The sequence below is a fragment of the Flavobacterium sp. PL002 genome, from assembly GCF_054165825.1.
In genome coordinates this window covers 3,594,037-3,611,822 of the sequence record NZ_CM135110.1, presented here as the reverse complement: position 1 = coordinate 3,611,822, position 17,786 = coordinate 3,594,037, and the positions used below count along the sequence as shown (strand labels likewise).

General features: G+C 33.1%; 15 protein-coding genes. 4 read left to right on the top strand and 11 right to left on the bottom strand.

Features of this window, described 5'->3' with window-relative positions; genetic code table 11:
* The first annotated feature begins 876 nt into the window (after window positions 1-876).
* Window positions 877-1,755 (top strand): hypothetical protein, encoded by an 879-nt coding sequence (locus ACVEGE_RS15755; protein WP_192501560.1) that lies wholly within the window; start codon window positions 877-879, stop codon window positions 1,753-1,755.
* A 460-nt stretch (window positions 1,756-2,215) separates the two neighbouring features.
* On the opposite strand, the gene ACVEGE_RS15750 is transcribed toward ACVEGE_RS15755, so the two are convergent.
* From ACVEGE_RS15750 to ACVEGE_RS15705, 10 genes are all read right to left on the bottom strand, one after another.
* Window positions 2,216-3,193 (bottom strand): nucleotide kinase domain-containing protein, encoded by a 978-nt coding sequence (locus ACVEGE_RS15750; RefSeq protein ID WP_458008574.1) that lies wholly within the window; start codon window positions 3,191-3,193, stop codon window positions 2,216-2,218.
* Window positions 3,194-3,252: 59 nt separating this feature from the next.
* Window positions 3,253-3,840: a nucleotide pyrophosphohydrolase gene (locus ACVEGE_RS15745; protein WP_192501058.1), complete on the bottom strand. Its 588-nt coding sequence runs from the start codon at window positions 3,838-3,840 to the stop codon at window positions 3,253-3,255.
* Window positions 3,827-4,660, bottom strand: coding sequence for a dCTP deaminase domain-containing protein (locus tag ACVEGE_RS15740; RefSeq protein ID WP_192501057.1), 834 nt, complete (start codon window positions 4,658-4,660; stop codon window positions 3,827-3,829). The genes ACVEGE_RS15745 and ACVEGE_RS15740 overlap by 14 nt, the downstream gene beginning before the upstream one ends.
* Before the next feature lie 31 nt (window positions 4,661-4,691).
* Window positions 4,692-5,324 (bottom strand): Nmad2 family putative nucleotide modification protein, encoded by a 633-nt coding sequence (locus tag ACVEGE_RS15735; protein WP_192501056.1) that lies wholly within the window; start codon window positions 5,322-5,324, stop codon window positions 4,692-4,694.
* A gap of 10 nt (window positions 5,325-5,334) precedes the next feature.
* Window positions 5,335-5,817 (bottom strand): TIR domain-containing protein, encoded by a 483-nt coding sequence (locus ACVEGE_RS15730; RefSeq protein WP_192501055.1) that lies wholly within the window; start codon window positions 5,815-5,817, stop codon window positions 5,335-5,337.
* 190 nt (window positions 5,818-6,007) lie between these two features.
* Window positions 6,008-6,505, bottom strand: coding sequence for a TIR domain-containing protein (locus tag ACVEGE_RS15725; protein WP_192501054.1), 498 nt, complete (start codon window positions 6,503-6,505; stop codon window positions 6,008-6,010).
* Between the two features lie 5 nt (window positions 6,506-6,510).
* Window positions 6,511-7,107, bottom strand: coding sequence for an SLOG domain-containing protein (locus tag ACVEGE_RS15720; protein WP_192501053.1), 597 nt, complete (start codon window positions 7,105-7,107; stop codon window positions 6,511-6,513).
* On the bottom strand, window positions 7,089-8,255 hold the full coding sequence (locus tag ACVEGE_RS15715; protein WP_192501052.1) for a toll/interleukin-1 receptor domain-containing protein: 1,167 nt from the start codon (window positions 8,253-8,255) through the stop codon (window positions 7,089-7,091). Before ACVEGE_RS15715 ends, ACVEGE_RS15720 begins: the two co-directional genes overlap by 19 nt.
* 3 nt (window positions 8,256-8,258) lie before the next feature.
* Window positions 8,259-8,852, bottom strand: coding sequence for a toll/interleukin-1 receptor domain-containing protein (locus ACVEGE_RS15710; RefSeq protein ID WP_192501051.1), 594 nt, complete (start codon window positions 8,850-8,852; stop codon window positions 8,259-8,261).
* Window positions 8,853-9,420: 568 nt separating this feature from the next.
* Entirely contained in the window at window positions 9,421-9,657 is a 237-nt protein-coding gene (locus ACVEGE_RS15705; RefSeq protein ID WP_192501050.1) for a helix-turn-helix domain-containing protein, read from the bottom strand.
* Window positions 9,658-10,269: 612 nt separating this feature from the next.
* Here ACVEGE_RS15705 and ACVEGE_RS15700 point away from each other — a divergent pair.
* From ACVEGE_RS15700 to ACVEGE_RS15690, 3 genes are read left to right on the top strand one after another with little or no spacing between them, the layout of a single operon-like run.
* On the top strand, window positions 10,270-13,302 hold the full coding sequence (locus ACVEGE_RS15700; RefSeq protein WP_192501048.1) for a SusC/RagA family TonB-linked outer membrane protein: 3,033 nt from the start codon (window positions 10,270-10,272) through the stop codon (window positions 13,300-13,302).
* A 16-nt stretch (window positions 13,303-13,318) separates the two neighbouring features.
* Window positions 13,319-14,716: a RagB/SusD family nutrient uptake outer membrane protein gene (locus ACVEGE_RS15695; RefSeq protein ID WP_192501047.1), complete on the top strand. Its 1,398-nt coding sequence runs from the start codon at window positions 13,319-13,321 to the stop codon at window positions 14,714-14,716.
* Window positions 14,717-14,719: 3 nt separating this feature from the next.
* A complete protein-coding gene (locus tag ACVEGE_RS15690; protein WP_192501046.1) occupies window positions 14,720-17,359 on the top strand; it encodes a S9 family peptidase in 2,640 nt (879 codons plus the stop codon).
* A 70-nt stretch (window positions 17,360-17,429) separates the two neighbouring features.
* On the opposite strand, the gene ACVEGE_RS15685 is transcribed toward ACVEGE_RS15690, so the two are convergent.
* A complete protein-coding gene (locus ACVEGE_RS15685; protein WP_192501045.1) occupies window positions 17,430-17,693 on the bottom strand; it encodes a DUF6520 family protein in 264 nt (87 codons plus the stop codon).
* Between the last annotated feature and the right edge of the window lie 93 nt (window positions 17,694-17,786).

The following is a 17,786-nucleotide window of genomic DNA, read 5'->3' as shown; positions in this document are numbered from 1 at the left end:
TTTTGAGGTAAATATAACCCATTTCCCGAACAATAATTTCGACTTTTAAAAAATACACTCACATTTTTTTCAAAATTTACAACGGTGTAAAAAGCTTTTAAATGAGTATTATTGAGCCAATATAACAAAGCCGTACGTTTTAAGTACATTTTCAACATATTTAGGTCAACGAGATTAAAAATGCACTTGAGATTGTAGGCGATAAAAATCAACCCCACATCAGCACTGGCGTGTTTGATTGATTTTTTGGTCATGATGTAATAGAAGTCCCATTGGCGTTTAATCGCGCCATATGAATGCTAGACGATGGCTTGGCGACGGCGGTAAATTTCATAATTATTTTCAATTCTGACCTTATTTTTATAAATTAAATCGGCATGTTTGGAATGAAACTATTCTTATTTTAGATTCTATTAAGACAGTACGGATGCAGCTCAAAGAGGGGAAATCAAAGCCGAAAAGAGAGACTGGAAACAAAATAATCCAACAGGAAATCTGACGTTTAACGAACAAAAAGAATACCACTAACTGGAAAGTGAAATCAAGGATTTGGAGACTCCGAAAGTAGCCATTGAGTAATTATTTGTAGATGGAAAAGTAGAAGAAAGTAATGTTTTGACCATAGCCAAAGAACTGGAAAATATCAATAATAAAATTGAAGACAAAGAAGAACACTGGTTTGAACTGAGAGCGAAGATCGAGGGATAATTAATTTAAAACTATCATTTTTTTTTTTCAACAAACCAACACATATATCTTGTTTAAAACCTTTTAAGACAAGTAAAAAAACTAAAAGCTACATTTGTAATAATTTGTAGCTTTTTTTGTATTTTCAACAAAAAATATTTAATTAACAAAATGATTAATAAAAAAATAATGTTCGAAATAATATTACTCGGAATTGCAGGATTAATTACTATTGGTTTATCTATTAAAAATATTATCGAAAATTCAGATAAAGAGTTAAAATTAAAAAAAGTTCAAACAGACCTAATTAGTAAGCAAGATATGTTAATTAATTTGCAGAATACTCATTCTAACGAATTAAAGAATAAGTCCGACGAAATCATAAGACTACAAAATTTACTCCAGGAAAAGAATAACACACAGCTAGAATTAATGGATAGAATGAATAGTCCTATCCCAGAATTCATAGACTTAGTGTTCAATTCGACTTTAGAAATACCAGATAAAGAGTTTGAAAAATTAAAAAAAACTTTTGTTTCAAACCCAAATCTAAGCAATCTTTTACCTTTTGATTCTAAATTAATTAATCAAGAATTTGAGAATATAGATAGTTTTAAAAATATATATTTTAGTCTTGATGTTACTTTCGATAAAAACGGAAAAAAAATGAACATTAACTTTAAAAGAGGCCCTTTGAGTTTATACGGTTATAATACTGCTTACACAATAAATTCGTTTATACTGTCTTATTCATCTGAAGAATCCAAAATTAAATTTAATACCATTTCTTTGAAATCTAATGAAATAACTACTAATTACAAATCACCTTCTCTTGAAGATTTTATTAACTCCAAAGTTACGATTAGATATCATTTTGGTTTTCCTTATAAAATGCATGTTGGAAATGTTCCATCTTCACCATTTTACATATCTAATAGGGAAAATAATTTGAGACTAAATTTTAATTCAATCAATCTAAATCATAAAAATTACAACATCAATATTAAAAATTTAAAAAAAATAGACTCAAAATCCTTTGAAGGCATCTGGCATGATGTAAACAAATAAGTTTTGTCTTTCAGACCCAAACTGTACAAGCAACTCTAGTGAAATGGACTATCCTCTAGCTCCTACCAATATAAACAGCTCTATTATTTTAAACCATTCCATCTTTAATATAAAATTTAATTAGTCTCAAACCTATCTTTTTATAGAGTAAGTAACAAATAGTACAGTGTGTAATTCTGGAATTGAATACTATAATTTCAGTATTTTCATAAAAAAAGATACCTCTCAGTATCTTTTTTCCCAGTATTTTTTAAGATATATTAATACGACTATCATAACAAATAATACAACTCCGTATCATTTAGATTAATTGATTTAAATTTTGCGCACAAGCGAGACGCTTGTGCCAGCAGGTGATTTTCAAAATGAAAAAATATAGCAAATAAAATTCAGTCAATATCTAAAACTTTTCTTACACCGATAGTGTAAAAAATATTTAAACTAAGTTACAAGCAATTCCTCAAATTTTATCATTGATATCCCATTTTGGCGGGTAAAATAATTTAATTGCTTCCTTTTTGGGCTTATAAATTTGCTTTATTCTTTTCCTATTAGAAATTCCATCTATTTCTGGATGTGCAACTCTTGCATATTTATCTGTTTCGCAAAAAAGATTTTGGCAATCAATTAATTGTAATCTTCTACCCCATAACTCCTGAAAATCTAGTCCTAGCCTATCAAATTCTTTTTCCTGTATATCTGTAACATATTTTATAATATCCGTATCATTATAACTACCGCAGTCTGTAAAGCATTTTCTTATCCCATCCTTTGCTCCTGGTCCAGGAACAACGAATTCCATTTCGTCAAAATTCACTAATTCACTATAGTTTATATCAATAGCGAATTGATAAGCTAAAAACGACCCCAATGTAGGTAATTCCAATAAATAATAATATAATTGTTCAAGTGATTTTGAAGATTTGACCTTATCAATAAACTTTTCATTTAGTATTTTCTTCTCTAATAATTTTAAATGATTTTCATGTTTTCTGTCAAATCCAAAAATGCTTTTTCCTGAAGCCATGATATATGCACCTGAGTAAATAGATTCATTTGCATCCATAGCATCTTGAAGAACTGTAATAAATGTTGTAAAATCAAAATTTGAGGCTGATATATTTCCAAATTCAGATTCTAATAATTCCCAAGTATCTATTTTATTAAATATTTTAAATAACAAAATTCTAAAAAGGACATCTTCTTCAGAATGAATTGAATCTCCATAAATTACATTTTTGATTAAATACTGACTTACACGATCAGAAGCCCTGTATGCATTTGTAAATTTGTGCTTCGTTAAAATTGGATCTAAAGTTAATATTTCACTATTTGAAATTTTATTAAAGAATATATTTTGTCTTTCATTTGCAAACTCCCAATAAGTATCTAAAACAATGCTTTTTTTAGGTTTTGATTTTTTTATTAATATTTCCATTTATTTTTAAAACTAAAAAAAGCTGGATCTACCAGCTTTATTAAAATATGTTATAATTTTTAATTTAATTTTTGATAAATAATATTTTTATTTTCAAGGTTAAAATTAATAATACCACCTCCATTTTCTATCAGACATCTAAACATTTCATAACTTTTTAATATTGCTTTTTCCCATTCAGTCTTGGATCTTAGTCTAACTTCAAATGGTTCAGTCATATTTTTAATAATAGTCAAAATTGTGTCATCAACTTTAGTTCGCTTATTAAAGTAGTCGTTGTTTCTAGCATTATTAAAAATTATTAATGATATAGCCTCTTCTGTAATTGCCGCTCTCGCGCCATCTTCAATTCGATCTAAATCATCATTACTCTTTCTTTTTCTTTTTAACATTGCTCTCGCACAAGGCGACCATCCAAGTAATGTAGCAAAAGTATAATGAAAAACATCATGATAGCGATAACCATCGTTAGAATATGAATTATCATCAATAATATCACCAACTTGTTCACTATTTAAAGTTACTCTAACTTGAGGATACGTTTCATTATTAATTTCCTCAAATCTAACCACAAGTTCACTTGGCAACTGTTCATTAGTGCCATATTCTGAATTATAGAGATCAATATACTTCTTAGTCCTTGGCATGCTTCTGATTAATTTTTTTATCTATTAGACTATCAATCTTTTGCAAAGATAAACTATCTGACAAATATATACTAGATTTCGATTTTATTTCTTCCTCTAAAACTTTATCTGTTTTACCTTTTTCATAACCTTCTTTAAATGAATTATTATCTGAATAACTTTTTAAGGTTATAGCAATACATAAACCTACAATTATGCCAGCAATCCAAAGTACCCTCTCTAAGACATTCTTATTTTCGTTAATCTTCTCAAGTAACACATTGGGTGATGCAATTTCACCTCTTTTCAAAGCATCTATATAATCTAAAGGTATTGATTTTTGACCTTGATGATGATTTTTTGTTTCATTATAAAGATCTTCAACATTAGTTTCATTTTCCAAATTTGCAAACCAGATTAGAAAATAAGGTTTCTTAGTTTCTAATGTGATTGTTGAAGGCCCTGCATTATAAACAGAGAATAACAATTTACCTTTAAATCCTGGATCTACATGAAAACCAGAAACATTTACTAGTCCCTTTAATTTTTGCTTTGCTTTAATAGAAATGAAGGCTAATTTATCTTTAGGAATACTTATAATTTCATCAGTCATTAATAGAGTAAACTGACCTGGATTTATCTCGATATTCTTGTTTTTATTATCTAAAATTTCAATTTTTCTATCTTTATTGTCGGTTCTATAAGCTTCATTACCTAAAGACAATGCATAGGCAGCTTGTTCAACTCTTCCTTCATTGTATGCATTTGTCCCATCATCTTTTGTGATAATATTTTTGCTAAACAAAAGAGTTTTTAAATCAGAGGGGCCTAAAAATGACATTTATTGTGAATTAGAATTAACAGTAAATATATTAAAATAAATTTAATTGATTATATTTTAACCAATTAATTGGATCTCCATGAATTCCATAAATATAGTTTGATTGTAACCACTTGAATAAACCAACTTGATCATCTACAGCAATTAGCTTTTCTCCCACTCCAGTATGACAGATACTATGAATATCTGTTGGTAAGAGCGGAGCGTTATCTCCAAAATAGTAGAATTCTTGACCAATCAAAACATTTTTACCGCTAACATCCTTCTTCAAATGTCCAATATTTGTTTCTCCATTAGGCAGAGAGTGAGCAGAATCTTCCTGAATCCAATCTCCATTATTATCTTTATGATAAATATTATCTCCATACATTGTAGCTAGAGAACCATTTAATACAGGCTTTTTATATTCAAATCTAATATCTGCCCAATACTCATCAAATGTTAATATTTCCTCTACTTTCATTGCATATACTAGATGATGAACAAGAATTCTACCTGTAAAATCTTCCAAAGCTCTAGAACCAGTGCCTATTACCCAATCTCCAATGTCTAAATTGCCACTATTTCGTATCTTAGGTTTACATAATGCTAATGTGCAATATTTTCCAAAGGGATTTGGAGCTAATCCATAATCATGATCAAGCAAATAAGAGTAAACTTTCATATATAAACTTTTAACATTTAATCCGTACAATTTGATACATATTATTTGCTTTTGATCCATCTGGTTTTTCAAAATTAGATTTCTTTCCTGAAATAATTTCGCCAATTGCATCTATTGAATTCCAACCTAAAGTTGAGGTTCCGTATTTTTTAAAAGCTTCAGGCAATTCAACTTTATCCTTGTTTCCATGTGTGTATATCCCAATTATTTTTTTTCCTTCAAGAAATGCTTTTCTTATCTCGTAATTAACCCACTTTCTTGTATGTGTATCTGATCCCAAAAGGCAAATAAAAGTACTTGATGATTTAATCCTTATATCTAATAGTCTTTTAATGACAGCATCGGTAGGCCTACGACCATCTTTATGATTTGTGCTATCTACGGAAAAGTTTCTAACACTATAACCTTGATCGTTTAGTCTTTTTTTTAATGATTGCACATGTGCATCATCTTTACCATAATGGCTAATGAAAATATTCTTTTTATTATTCATTGTTCTAATATTAAAGGGAATAATATTTCTCGGTCAAGACGCTTAATTTTAGCTGTTTTTTATATAAAATATCTATAATTTGCTATAATTCCAGATTCTGTTATGAGTCCCTTTATTTTGAATTAAAAACATCTTTTTTATTGATTGTGCTGCTCACAAAACGAACTCTAGCTGTTAACGACAGAGCCTATTAGTGTTTATTTCTTATTTTAATTGCTTCCTCTACCCAGTCTTCTAGATTATCTTTAATATGATTATAAACGTTAGTGCTTACTGAATATGGCGGATTATAGCATTTTACAATGGAGGACAATTTGATGCTATCACCTAAAGTAAAATGTTCAAACGGATTTGTCCCCTTACTTGATTGCTCACTTTTGCTGTTTTTTAAATTATGAATGTGAATTCCAACAAGACCTTTTCCATCATTCCAAGACTTTTCAATTTCATAATCAATCCACTTTCTTTTTGCTGTATCTTCACCAACTAAAATAACTGTGCAAGATCTATATTTAAGATTTTCATCAATCCAATCTTGTATTGCTTCTTGCCCCTTCTTTTTAACTTCTTCCCATTTATTATCAGATACAGATTTGTTAACCTCTATTTGACCAATATTACGCACTTGTGATACTCTCCAATTATCAGGCACATAGTAAAAACTGTAAAACACTTGTCTTTTAGCCATTTTATCTATATTTTATCCATTAAAAATTTTTGAAACAAACTCATATAACCGTAATCTTTTAGTAATCTTTCATTTTTCAATTCTTCTGGTAAAAAATTATCATAAACAATTTTAGTAGCGGCACCTGTACTAGCTATTGGTAATAACAAAGCATCGGGGTGGTATACTTTAAACATATTGTATTCAACTTCTATTCCGTCCATTCCTCCGATAAAAATGGCTGCATCGAATTTATTTTCACCGAACATTCTTTCACGCATTCTTTGGATACTTGAATGAATATCACCGATGTTTTCTGTAAATTCAATGTTTCGAAATTTATTATTATCATCTGGAAAATATTGTTCAAAAAATAAAGATTGGTACAACTTTACATGATCTTGAATATTCAAATTCATTTTTTCCATTACATAATAAATCAAAGGAGTTATTGATGGATGTCCGCCCCAGATTATTCGATGATATGGAAGAATAACAGTAGTTAAAGCAATAACAGCATCTCTAATAGCAATTATGTCTGCAGTTTCAAAATATTTAGAGTCTCTGTCAGGTAGTGGTACACTTGCTGATAAAAATATATTTTTTAATTCTTTTGTAGCCATGACTCAAATTCTTGTTTTTTAATTGTTTTTACATCTAAATGTAGATTTAAATAATCTAAATGCGTTAACCATTTTTCTCTTATTCTTAAATCATCATAAATCAAATAAACTTCATCAACTGAGTATTCATTTATCTCCTTTTTAAGATCTGAAGAAACCTCACAGTTTGTAGATTGAGGAATCCCAACAGTCGGTATAAAAATTCTTCTTTTGTTTTCTCCGAGTTCTTCAGTTATAAATCTTTCGGGTTGTAGGTTTACTTTCTTATTGTACTTCCGAGCTATGTTTAAGAAATTAGTAATTAATTCATCTTGTCTAGATGCAAGATTTCTAGCTCTAACTGATTCAACTTGTTGAACGATTTCCTTTACTGTACAGTCTACTAATTTGGAAAAGTTTTTATCATTAAAAATATGATTGTTGAAATCGCAGGAAAATAATTGTCTTGGAAAGCAAATCTCTGCCATTCTTTCCAATTTATGATCTGGCCATATAAGCTGAATAACGCCAATTTTTTTTGCGCCAGATTCAGCAATTTCTTTTTCACACCATTCGCTTTCTAGAAACTTTGAAGTATTCAATAAAACTATTACATCGCAGTCTGTCATGCGATGCCAAAGTTCTTCTTGAAATGGTTCTCCTTGCTTTATTGAATGTGTGTCTAAAAACACATCAAAATTATTTTTTTCTAAAGCTTCATACAATTGAATTACAACAGATGTAGATTCATCTCTCTTATAACTAACAAATACTTTTCTTGAGTTTCTTAACCTTCCAAATGACTCGAGAATAAGGTTAACTATCTTAATATCTTTTGTTTGATCATAAATCAATCCATTTTGATTTTCAAGTAATTTTGGAATTTCATTTTTAAAAGAATTATAAAATATTGGTAAGATTGTATTACCATCCTTTAAAAGATTTTCTAAGTAATGAACGTCTTCATGTTTACCTTCCGAATTTCCAAAATACAAAACATACGTAGGCTGATTTCCTACGTACTCCTTTTCGATTTCTTTTTTACGAATAATTTTATAAAATTCGTTCGGAAGTCTTAAATGATCTAACTCTTGAAAAAATAAATTAATAATACTTTCTGTAGATTCATTTAAAGTTCCGAGTATTATAACTTGATATTTATATTTCATATTTTATTGATTTAACCACTTTTTCAATGGAGTGATATACCTAACTCCTTCTTTATTTCTTGGTTTGCAAACATAATATCCGCTTTCTATAATTTTATTTGATCTAATATATCTTTCATTTCCATCTTCAAAACTAATACTAGGATAAATCTGAAGGTATTCATTTCCTTTAAATTGAAAGTCGTGTTCACCTTTTTCCTTAATAGGTAAAATAGCAATATGTGCAATATATTTATGAGTATCACCAATCCCAAGTTCCCAATTACACCAATAGGATTCAATTGCCTTTTCTGTTGCTATTAGTACGAATTTTTTACAATGTTTAATCACTTCTTTTATCCTTAGTGCTGTTTCTCCAGACGTATCATCAGGCATTCTATTATCCATACTGTCAATATAAATCTTAGCTCCCATATCTTTAAATAACTCCATTACACCTTTCAATTCTTCGACATCTTCTATATCACTGTGCTTGTGAGATATGAAAACTGTTGGTTTAGACTCAGATTTTGTGCTACTAAACATTCGGGTCTCTTTTAGAGATTCATTCAGATTCGTAAAGCTATTCGTTTTAAAATGTCCTCTTTCAAATATCATAATTCTTGTATTTTTTTTTAACCTATTGTATTCTGTGCGGTACTTTTACCACAGACTAGTAAATGAGGTCAATAAGCCACACCCTTTTCAAATTTCAACACAATTTATACTATTTATCCTAGCTAGTAAATAAAAGCTTTTCTAATTATTCTTATAATACCCACTTTTAGTGATATTGATACATTACTATAAAGTAAAAGTAATCCATTATAATTTCAATCCTTTACGGTTTCCCACACTATCAAAAAATAAAACGCATAAAAAAAGACACCATCACAGCATCTTTATTTCCTATCCCTACTCCTCAAACTATCATTATAAAAATAATTTTTCCTAAATTCATAAATGGCACCTCTAATCCAGACACCAATTACAGCCATAACAACCAGCCCTATTATTTCATACCATTCCATACCTCAAATATAGAAGGTATAAGAATTCAACTTTTAGTATAAAATATAAACTCCATTTTCAACAAGTTTTAATCCCGAATTGACAAGTGATCATTATCGTTATAAATCAAAAAAAGTTGCTTAGGCATCTTTAAATTATATACTGTTAACTAAATTCATTTATATTGACTGTACTCTAATAACTCCCTTGGATGTTTGCCTAATCCTTTCGCTAAATCTAAAAGCGTAGTAAAAGATAAATTTCTTTTACCATTTTCAATGTCGCTTATTGTGGCTTTAATAAGTTTATCACTATTTAATGCTACATTATCTTGACTCAAATTTAATTCAGTACGAAGCTTCTTAATATGCAAACCAAATTTTTTTAACTGTTCTTCCTTAAGTTTATCCATTTTGTAGCTTTTAAACAAAAGGCGTCATATTTATTTTAAAAAATGTTATAAGAACTTATAACAAATAAGTATTTTTTGTTATATTTGTTTATTATTTAAATTTTTATCAAGTAATATTTGCTTTGAGTATTTAATTAAATAATTTTGCGATTCTTCATTTAAAATATTTGAAGCATTCGCTTTGAATCTCGTTATCGAAAACTGGCGTTTAAATAACCACGAGATGATAAGTAAGATGCTCACGTCCCATGGCGTGGGCTCACTTATTCGTGGTAAGGTACCGCCAGTACCCCGATAACGATAAGCTGAGTTCCATGCCATTTTTTATGCCTATTATTTAGGCCAAACTCAACTACCATTCTTAGCACTGCTTCCTCCTTTTTAGAGTCTCGCATTGACCCTTACTGTTTAACCGTATAAACTTTCGCTTGCCTATGATTTAAAACAAAGAATCTCTATTAAACGCCTGTATTGTCTTGTTCTTTATTTTGAATTAGTAAAAATGCAGTACAGGCTCTTAAAACAAAAAAAATGGCCCTCTAACTCTTCTTGGCGGTTGACTAGAGGACCATTGCTAACAAAACTAATGTTTCTATTAACTAACCCAATATTATGAAAAATAATTCATTTTACAAGGGGAGATTGGCTTTTTGGTACCTGATTGTTTTCGGGCTCCTAATCTCCTACACCCCTGCTTTATCAAACACGGCACTTCCGTCCCTGCCCTTTTCCACCCAACAAAACCAAATAAGTGGGATCATCACTGATGGTACCGGCCCTTTAGCTGGTGTGACCATAACTATAAAAGGGCAACAAAAAACTACTATCTCTGACTTTGATGGGGAATTTACTATCACGGTATCTCCCAACGATATGCTTATTTTTAGTTTTATGGGTTACAAAACCCTAACTATTCCTGTTGCTGGCCGTACTATAATTAATATTGAAATGCATCAAGATGCTACTTCACTACAGGAAGTCAAAATTAATGCAGGCTACTATTCCGTAAAAGAAAGTGAACGCACGGGAAGTATTGCAAAAATCACGGCAAAGGATATTGAAAAACAACCCGTGACTAATCCGCTAGCAGCCATGCAAGGACGTATGTCTGGCGTGAATATTACCCAAGCCACAGGTGTGCCGGGTGGGGGATTTGATATTCAAATTAGGGGAATTAATAGCATCCGTACCGAGGGAAATTCACCCCTATACATCGTGGATGGTGTACCTTACAGCTCGCAATCGCTGGGTTTCAGTTCCGCTTCTTCAGGTATACTTGCGGGTACTACCAGTCCATTAAACGGTATTAATCCATCTGACTTAGAAAGTATAGAAGTACTCAAAGATGCAGATGCAACCGCTATTTATGGATCTCGTGGTGCTAATGGTGTTGTCCTGATTACTACCAAAAAAGGCAAAGCAGGAAAAACAAAATTTAACTTAAATGCCTACAGCAGCTTTGGAACACTAACCCGTACACTCGATTTAATGCATACGGACCAATACTTGTCTATGCGCCGTGAAGCTTTCTCAAATGATGGTATCACAACTTATCCTAGTTATGCCTATGATGTCAATGGAAAATGGGATCAAACAAGGTATACCAATTGGCAAAAAGAACTAATTGGAGGGACTGCAACAACCAATAATCTACAGGCTAGCTTATCTGGAGGCAATTCTGGAACCCAATACTTAATAAGCGGTACTATGCACAAGGAAACCACCGTTTTTCCAGGAGATGCAAAGTACGGTAAAGGGGCGGTACATACTAGCCTGACTCACAGTACTGAAGACGGCCGTTTCAAAATAAACTTTTCAGCAACTTATACTGCCGATAAAAACATACTTCCCCCATCTGACTTTACCTACAAGGCAGCGGTTTTGGCTCCTAATGCACCCGCTTTGTACGATGCAAACGCAAATCTCAACTGGGAAAATAATTCCTGGACCAATCCTCTAGCTACCTTAAATGGACGATATACTGCTACTACCGCTGCGCTAATTGCCAATACATTGCTATCGTATCAAGTTTTAGCGGGTTTAGAATTAAAAACGAGTCTAAGTTATACGGATAACCGCGTAGAGGAAAGTCGCATCAATCCTTCCACAATGTATAATCCTGCGTTTGGAATTGGTAGTGAACGTTCGACTCTCTACCTGAACAATGCATCTAGCCATTCATGGACTATTGAACCACAACTAAACTGGCTTAAAAAAATAGGGAATAGCGAAATTAATATCCTTGCAGGAGCTACTTTTCAGGATCAAAAGTCCAGTCAGTTAGCACAAACAGGTTCCGGATTTCCTAGTAACGGTTTGATATATAATCTTGCTGCCGCATCGCGCTTAAATATTTCAAGCAACACCTTTTCTGAATATAAATACCAAGCTTTTTTTGGCCGAATTAATTTCAATTATAAAAGTAAATACATCCTAAATGCAACGGGCAGACGCGATGGTTCTAGCCGATTTGGACCTGGTAACCGCTTTGCTAATTTTGCCGCTGTTGGTGCCGCTTGGGTATTATCAAAAGAATCCTTCCTTGATACTAGTACCTTTCTTAGCTTTGGAAAACTTAGAGCTAGCTATGGAACCTCTGGAAACGATCAAATTGGCGATTACCAGTTCTTAGACACCTATGATGTTACAGGAAACAATTATAATGGTATCATCGGACTCCAGCCTTCGAGACTATTCAATCCTAATTTTGCTTGGGAAACGAATAAAAAATTAGAAATTGCTATAGAATTAGGATTTGTCAACGATCGTGTTTTTTTAAGTACAGCTTATTACCGCAACCGATCTTCTAACCAATTAGTAGGCATTCCGTTAGCAGGTACTACAGGGTTTTCCTCTTTACAAGCCAATCTAAATGCAACAGTTCAAAATTCGGGATTAGAACTGGAATTACGAGTCGAACCATTCCGTTCTAAAAATTTTAATTGGACTTCGGATGTCAATCTGAGTCTTCCCAAAAACAAGTTGTTGGAATTTCCTAATCTAGAAAGCTCTCCCTATGCTAATAGATACCTAATTGGACAATCTATTAGTATTCAAAAAGTATATCACTATACAGGAATCAATCCACAAACCGGACTGTATTCTTTCGAAGATTATGATAGTGATGGACAAATTAGTAGCCCTAACGATCAGCAATGGATTGAAGACACTGCTCCCAAATGGTTTGGAGGTTTTGCAAATCAATTAAGCTATAAAAATTGGTCCATGGATTTCTTATTCCAATTTGTAAAACAAAAAGCAAGAAATTATTTGTACAATACTTCTTGGGCTGGAGATATGGTCAATCAACCTGTAGCTATAGGAAACCATTGGCCAGTGGATGGATTAAACTCTCAAACGCAATTGTATACTACCGGTGAAAACGGAGAAGCGCTCGATGCTTGGTCTTCTTATAGCAATAGTAGTGCAACCATCAGCGATGCCTCTTACATCCGTTTAAAAAGTGTTAGTCTATCGTACACAATTCCTACCAAAGGATCGGCTATCAGTACGGCTAGAGTGTATTTACAGGCACAAAATCTATTGACTTTTACGAACTACAAAGGAGCAGATCCTGAAAACCAATCTTCCTTTTTCATAGCACCATTGCGTCAGATCTCATTGGGTGTGCAACTGGGTTTATAACATAAAAATTAACAAGATGAAATATTACAGACAAATACAAGTTGCATTAATAGCTGCTTTAATAGTTATTATATGCCTTTGGCTTTCTAGTTGCGATAGTTTTACTGAAACGGATCTCCCGAAGACGCAACTAATCAAAACTGCGGTTTTTCAAGATGTAAAAACAGCTACCGCAGCTCTTTCCGACTGCTATGCACAAATGCGAGATTACAGCATGATAACGGGAAATTCTGATGGACTTTCCAGTCTGTTAGGAAATTATGCGGATGAATTAACCTACTACGGGGTTAGTGACTCCCCCTTACAAAACTTTTATTCCCATACACTGTTACCTTCCAATAGTGGGGTTTCCGTTTTATGGAATTCTAGCTACAATCAAATTTACGCTGCAAACGCTATAGTAGAAGGTGTAGATAATTCAACAGCGATTACAGGAGATAATCGAAACCGCTTGAAGGGAGAAGCGCTATTTATCCGCGCTTTTATACACTTTAATTTGGTAAACTTGTTTGGAGATATTCCCTATATCACCAGTACCGATTATAAAATAAACACTATGATTTCAAAGCAGACCCAAGCAGACGTCTACAACCAAATTATAGCAGACTTACTAGAAGCAAAAGAGCTATTACCCGAGTCGTATACTTCCGCTCAACGAATCCGTCCCAATAAATATACCGTTTCGGCCTTACTGGCTAGAGTATTTTTATATACAGAAAACTGGCAGTTAGCAGAGAATGAATCGAATGCAATTATTAATAAAACAGCTCTTTACCAGTGGCAGGATAATTTAGATTTAGTTTTCTTGAAAAACAGTCCTTCCACGATTTGGCAATTGCATCCTGGTGTTGCGGGCTTAAATACAATAGAAGGTCGAACTTTTATTTTTACTAGTGCGCCCCCAAACATTCAAGCTATAAGTCCCGAATTACTCAATGCCTTTGAAACAGGAGATCAAAGAAAAAATCAGTGGTTGGGTAGTGTGAATGATGGAACAGATACCTATTATTTCCCTTTTAAATACAAGCTCGATACGAATTCAGGAACATCTCAGGAGTATTCCATTATTTTTAGATTAGACGAGCAATACTTAATTCGAGCTGAAGCTAGAGTACATTTAGGAAAACTAGCTGAAGCCAAAAACGATATCAATAAGATAAGACAAAGAGCAACTTTAACAAATACGAGTTCTAGTACTCCAGAGGAACTATCACAAGCTGTCTTACAGGAGCGAAGAGTGGAATTGTTTACTGAATTCGGGCACCGTTGGTTTGACTTAAAACGTACTGGAAAAGCTGGTACTGTTTTGAGTGTAATTAAACCAGCATGGAAAGATAGAGATAATTTACTTCCACTACCTGCATCTGAACTGTTAGCAAACAGTCATTTACTACCTCAAAATCAAGGATACTAAATTATGAAAGACACTATATTATTAATCAAAAAGCATATGATTTTACTTCTTTTTTTATTGGGATCTGTAACTATATGGGGACAGATTTCAGTAAAAAGAAAAGTTTCTCCTGCTGATTACAGCCAATGGAGTACACTTAACTCCGAGAAATTAGCTGCTGATGGTAAGTGGGTGAGTTATAAATTGTCGTATGATTCAGGAAAGGATACTATTATTGTACAGCAAACTTATGGTAGCAAAAAATATACTTTTCCTTTAGCAACAGACGAAAATTTCAGTCGAGATGGAAAATGGTGGGCTGCAATAGCACCCGAAAAAGGACTTGGGATATTGAATTTAAAAACTGGAAAATGCCAATGGACTGCAGATGTTGAATCGTATGAATTTCTAGCAAATGGTAAATATTTGGTTTTCCTTAAAAAAACAGGACTGGAACAGGAACTCTGTATTCTGAATTTGGGAACTGGACAAAAATATAATGCAAAAGACATTGCGGAATATCGTTCTAGTCCTAATGGGAAAATCGCGGCTTTTATAACAAAGCAACAAAACGCGGTAAAATTAATTTGGATTGACGACTACTTTCGTACTTCGGAAATAATTCAGAGTTCCGCAAAACGCTTTAAAAACTTGATTTGGAATAAAGAGGCAAATGCACTGGCTTTTTTACAGGAACTCCCGCAGGATCAATACCAAGGAACCAATCACAAACTGTATTTCGTCAATCATATGGATGGGGTTCCCAACCTGCATATTCTGGACCCCTTACTTGCTGAAGATATACTTAAGGGGCTGAAAATTGTAACACCGCCAGCAAAAAATCCTTTGGAGATGGCAACGGATGGCAAAAAGGTTTTCTTTTATACAACCGCTCCGAAATTGGAAAGCAAGGACAAGGAAATCGTACAGGTATGGGATGGTGCAACACCATGGACCTACCCTAGCCAAAAGAATTCAGAAAGCTGGCAATACAATTCCAAAATGGTAGTGTGGTCGCCCGAGGAAAACAAATTATTTAATATAGGAACCGATGAGTTTCCAAAAACGCAGTTAATGGCAGATGGAAATTATGCTTTAAACCATAATCCGCTGCAATATGAACCACAGTATGAAATTGCCAGTCCTGTTGATTATGTACTAACAGATGTGCGTACTGGACAAAGCAAAAAAATACTGGAAAAACAGATCCGAAAATATGATTTTATCAAGAGTTCCGGGTCCGGAAATTTCATCAACTATTTTAAAGAAAAGCATTGGTGGGTGTACAATATTAAGGAGGATAGCCATATCAATCTGACATTGCCTTTGGGAATCCCCATAGATGAGGTGGATTATGATTGTGGAGGCACTGCCCCGCCTTACGGAAGTCCGGGATGGTCAGCGGATGAAAAATACCTGATTGTTTATGATCAATATGATATTTGGTTATTGTCTGCCGATGGAAAATCACAAAAAAGAATAACACAAGGCCGTGAAAAACGTATTCAATACAGAATCGCAGAGGACAGCTATACGGATTCACTGTTGTTAGGAAATGCTGTTTTGACTGGGAATAAATTTGACCTGTCTAAAGGGTTATTTGTGGAAGCTATTGGAGAAGACAAATCTTCAGGCTATTTTTATTGGTATCCAGAAGGAAATATAAAAAAAATGGTGTATAAAGACCGAATGATAGATCACTTGATAAAGGCAGAACAATCCGCAAGCTACATATACAGAGAACAGTCTTTTAAATTATCCCCAAGATTGATGTTTAAGACTGAGAAAGAGAAACAGCCAAAAATTTTGATACAAACCAACTTACAACAGAACCATTTTGATTGGGGGCATAACGAACTGATTTCGTATACCGACTCTAGAGGGACTCCACTACAGGGAGTGTTATACTATCCGTCCAATTTTCAAAAAGGCAAACAGTACCCCATGATCGTACATATTTACGAAAAACAATCGAATATTCTACATCATTATTTCAATCCAGCAGAAAATGCAATAGATGCATTTCCTCTTACCAATTACACTTTGGACGGTTATCTTGTTTTATATCCTGATATAGCGTATCAAGTAGGTGAACCCGGTAAATCAGCTGCGGATTGTGTAGTAGCAGCAGTAAAAAAAGTGATTGCAAAAGGAATTGTAGAAGAGCAACACATCGGATTGACAGGAGCTTCATTTGGCGGTTATGAAACAGCCTATATTGTGTCGCAAACCAATATTTTTGCTGCAGCGGTAGCAGGTTGTCCACTTACCGACTTTGTTAGCCAATACCTTAGTCTGGATGGTACCGGCGGTACTACTAGGATGTGGAGATACGAATCGCAGCAACAACGCATGGGAGTATCCCTCTTTGAAGATTATCAGGGATACATTGAAAACTCAGTTGTAGCACAGGCTGCAAAAATCAACACCCCTTTATTAATATGGTCTGGCCTTGAGGATACAATGGTAAGTTGGACGCAAGGACTCGAACTACACTTAGCCTTGCGTAGGCTGCAAAAGCCAAACCAATTTTTAGTATATCCAGGAGAAAACCACTCCTTTTTAAAACGGGAGACAAAAAATGACTTGACACAACGTACCAAACAATGGTTCGATCATTATCTTAAGGAGAAACCCTTTAGAGATAATTTGAGTAGCAATTAAAAACAACAATGCTGGATTTTTTTAAAATCCAGCATTGTATTACCAATAAATATTGGCTTAAGAACGGTTATTAAATTTTTTTAAATAGCGCATCCGGACAATCGGTTCCCTCAGCATTCAGACGGTAAAGCTGCTGACCACTAGAGGTACACATTTGCGGATTTGGAACTGTTGAGCACTTTACGTTTGTTTCCTGACAGGAAATAGGAAGACGTCCATTAATATCAATTGTGCTACTTAAATTAGAACTTGAAACATTGTTAGCGAAAGCTCCCGCAATCGCAAAAACAACTACTGCAATGGGAAATCCCATTTTTAAAAAATTTGTTTTCATAATACTAAAATTAAAAGTTAATGATCTACTCTTTTTTACAGGTTTTCGATCGCAATCCTGATACTGCGCAGTATATTTTAATTTCTTTTTAAT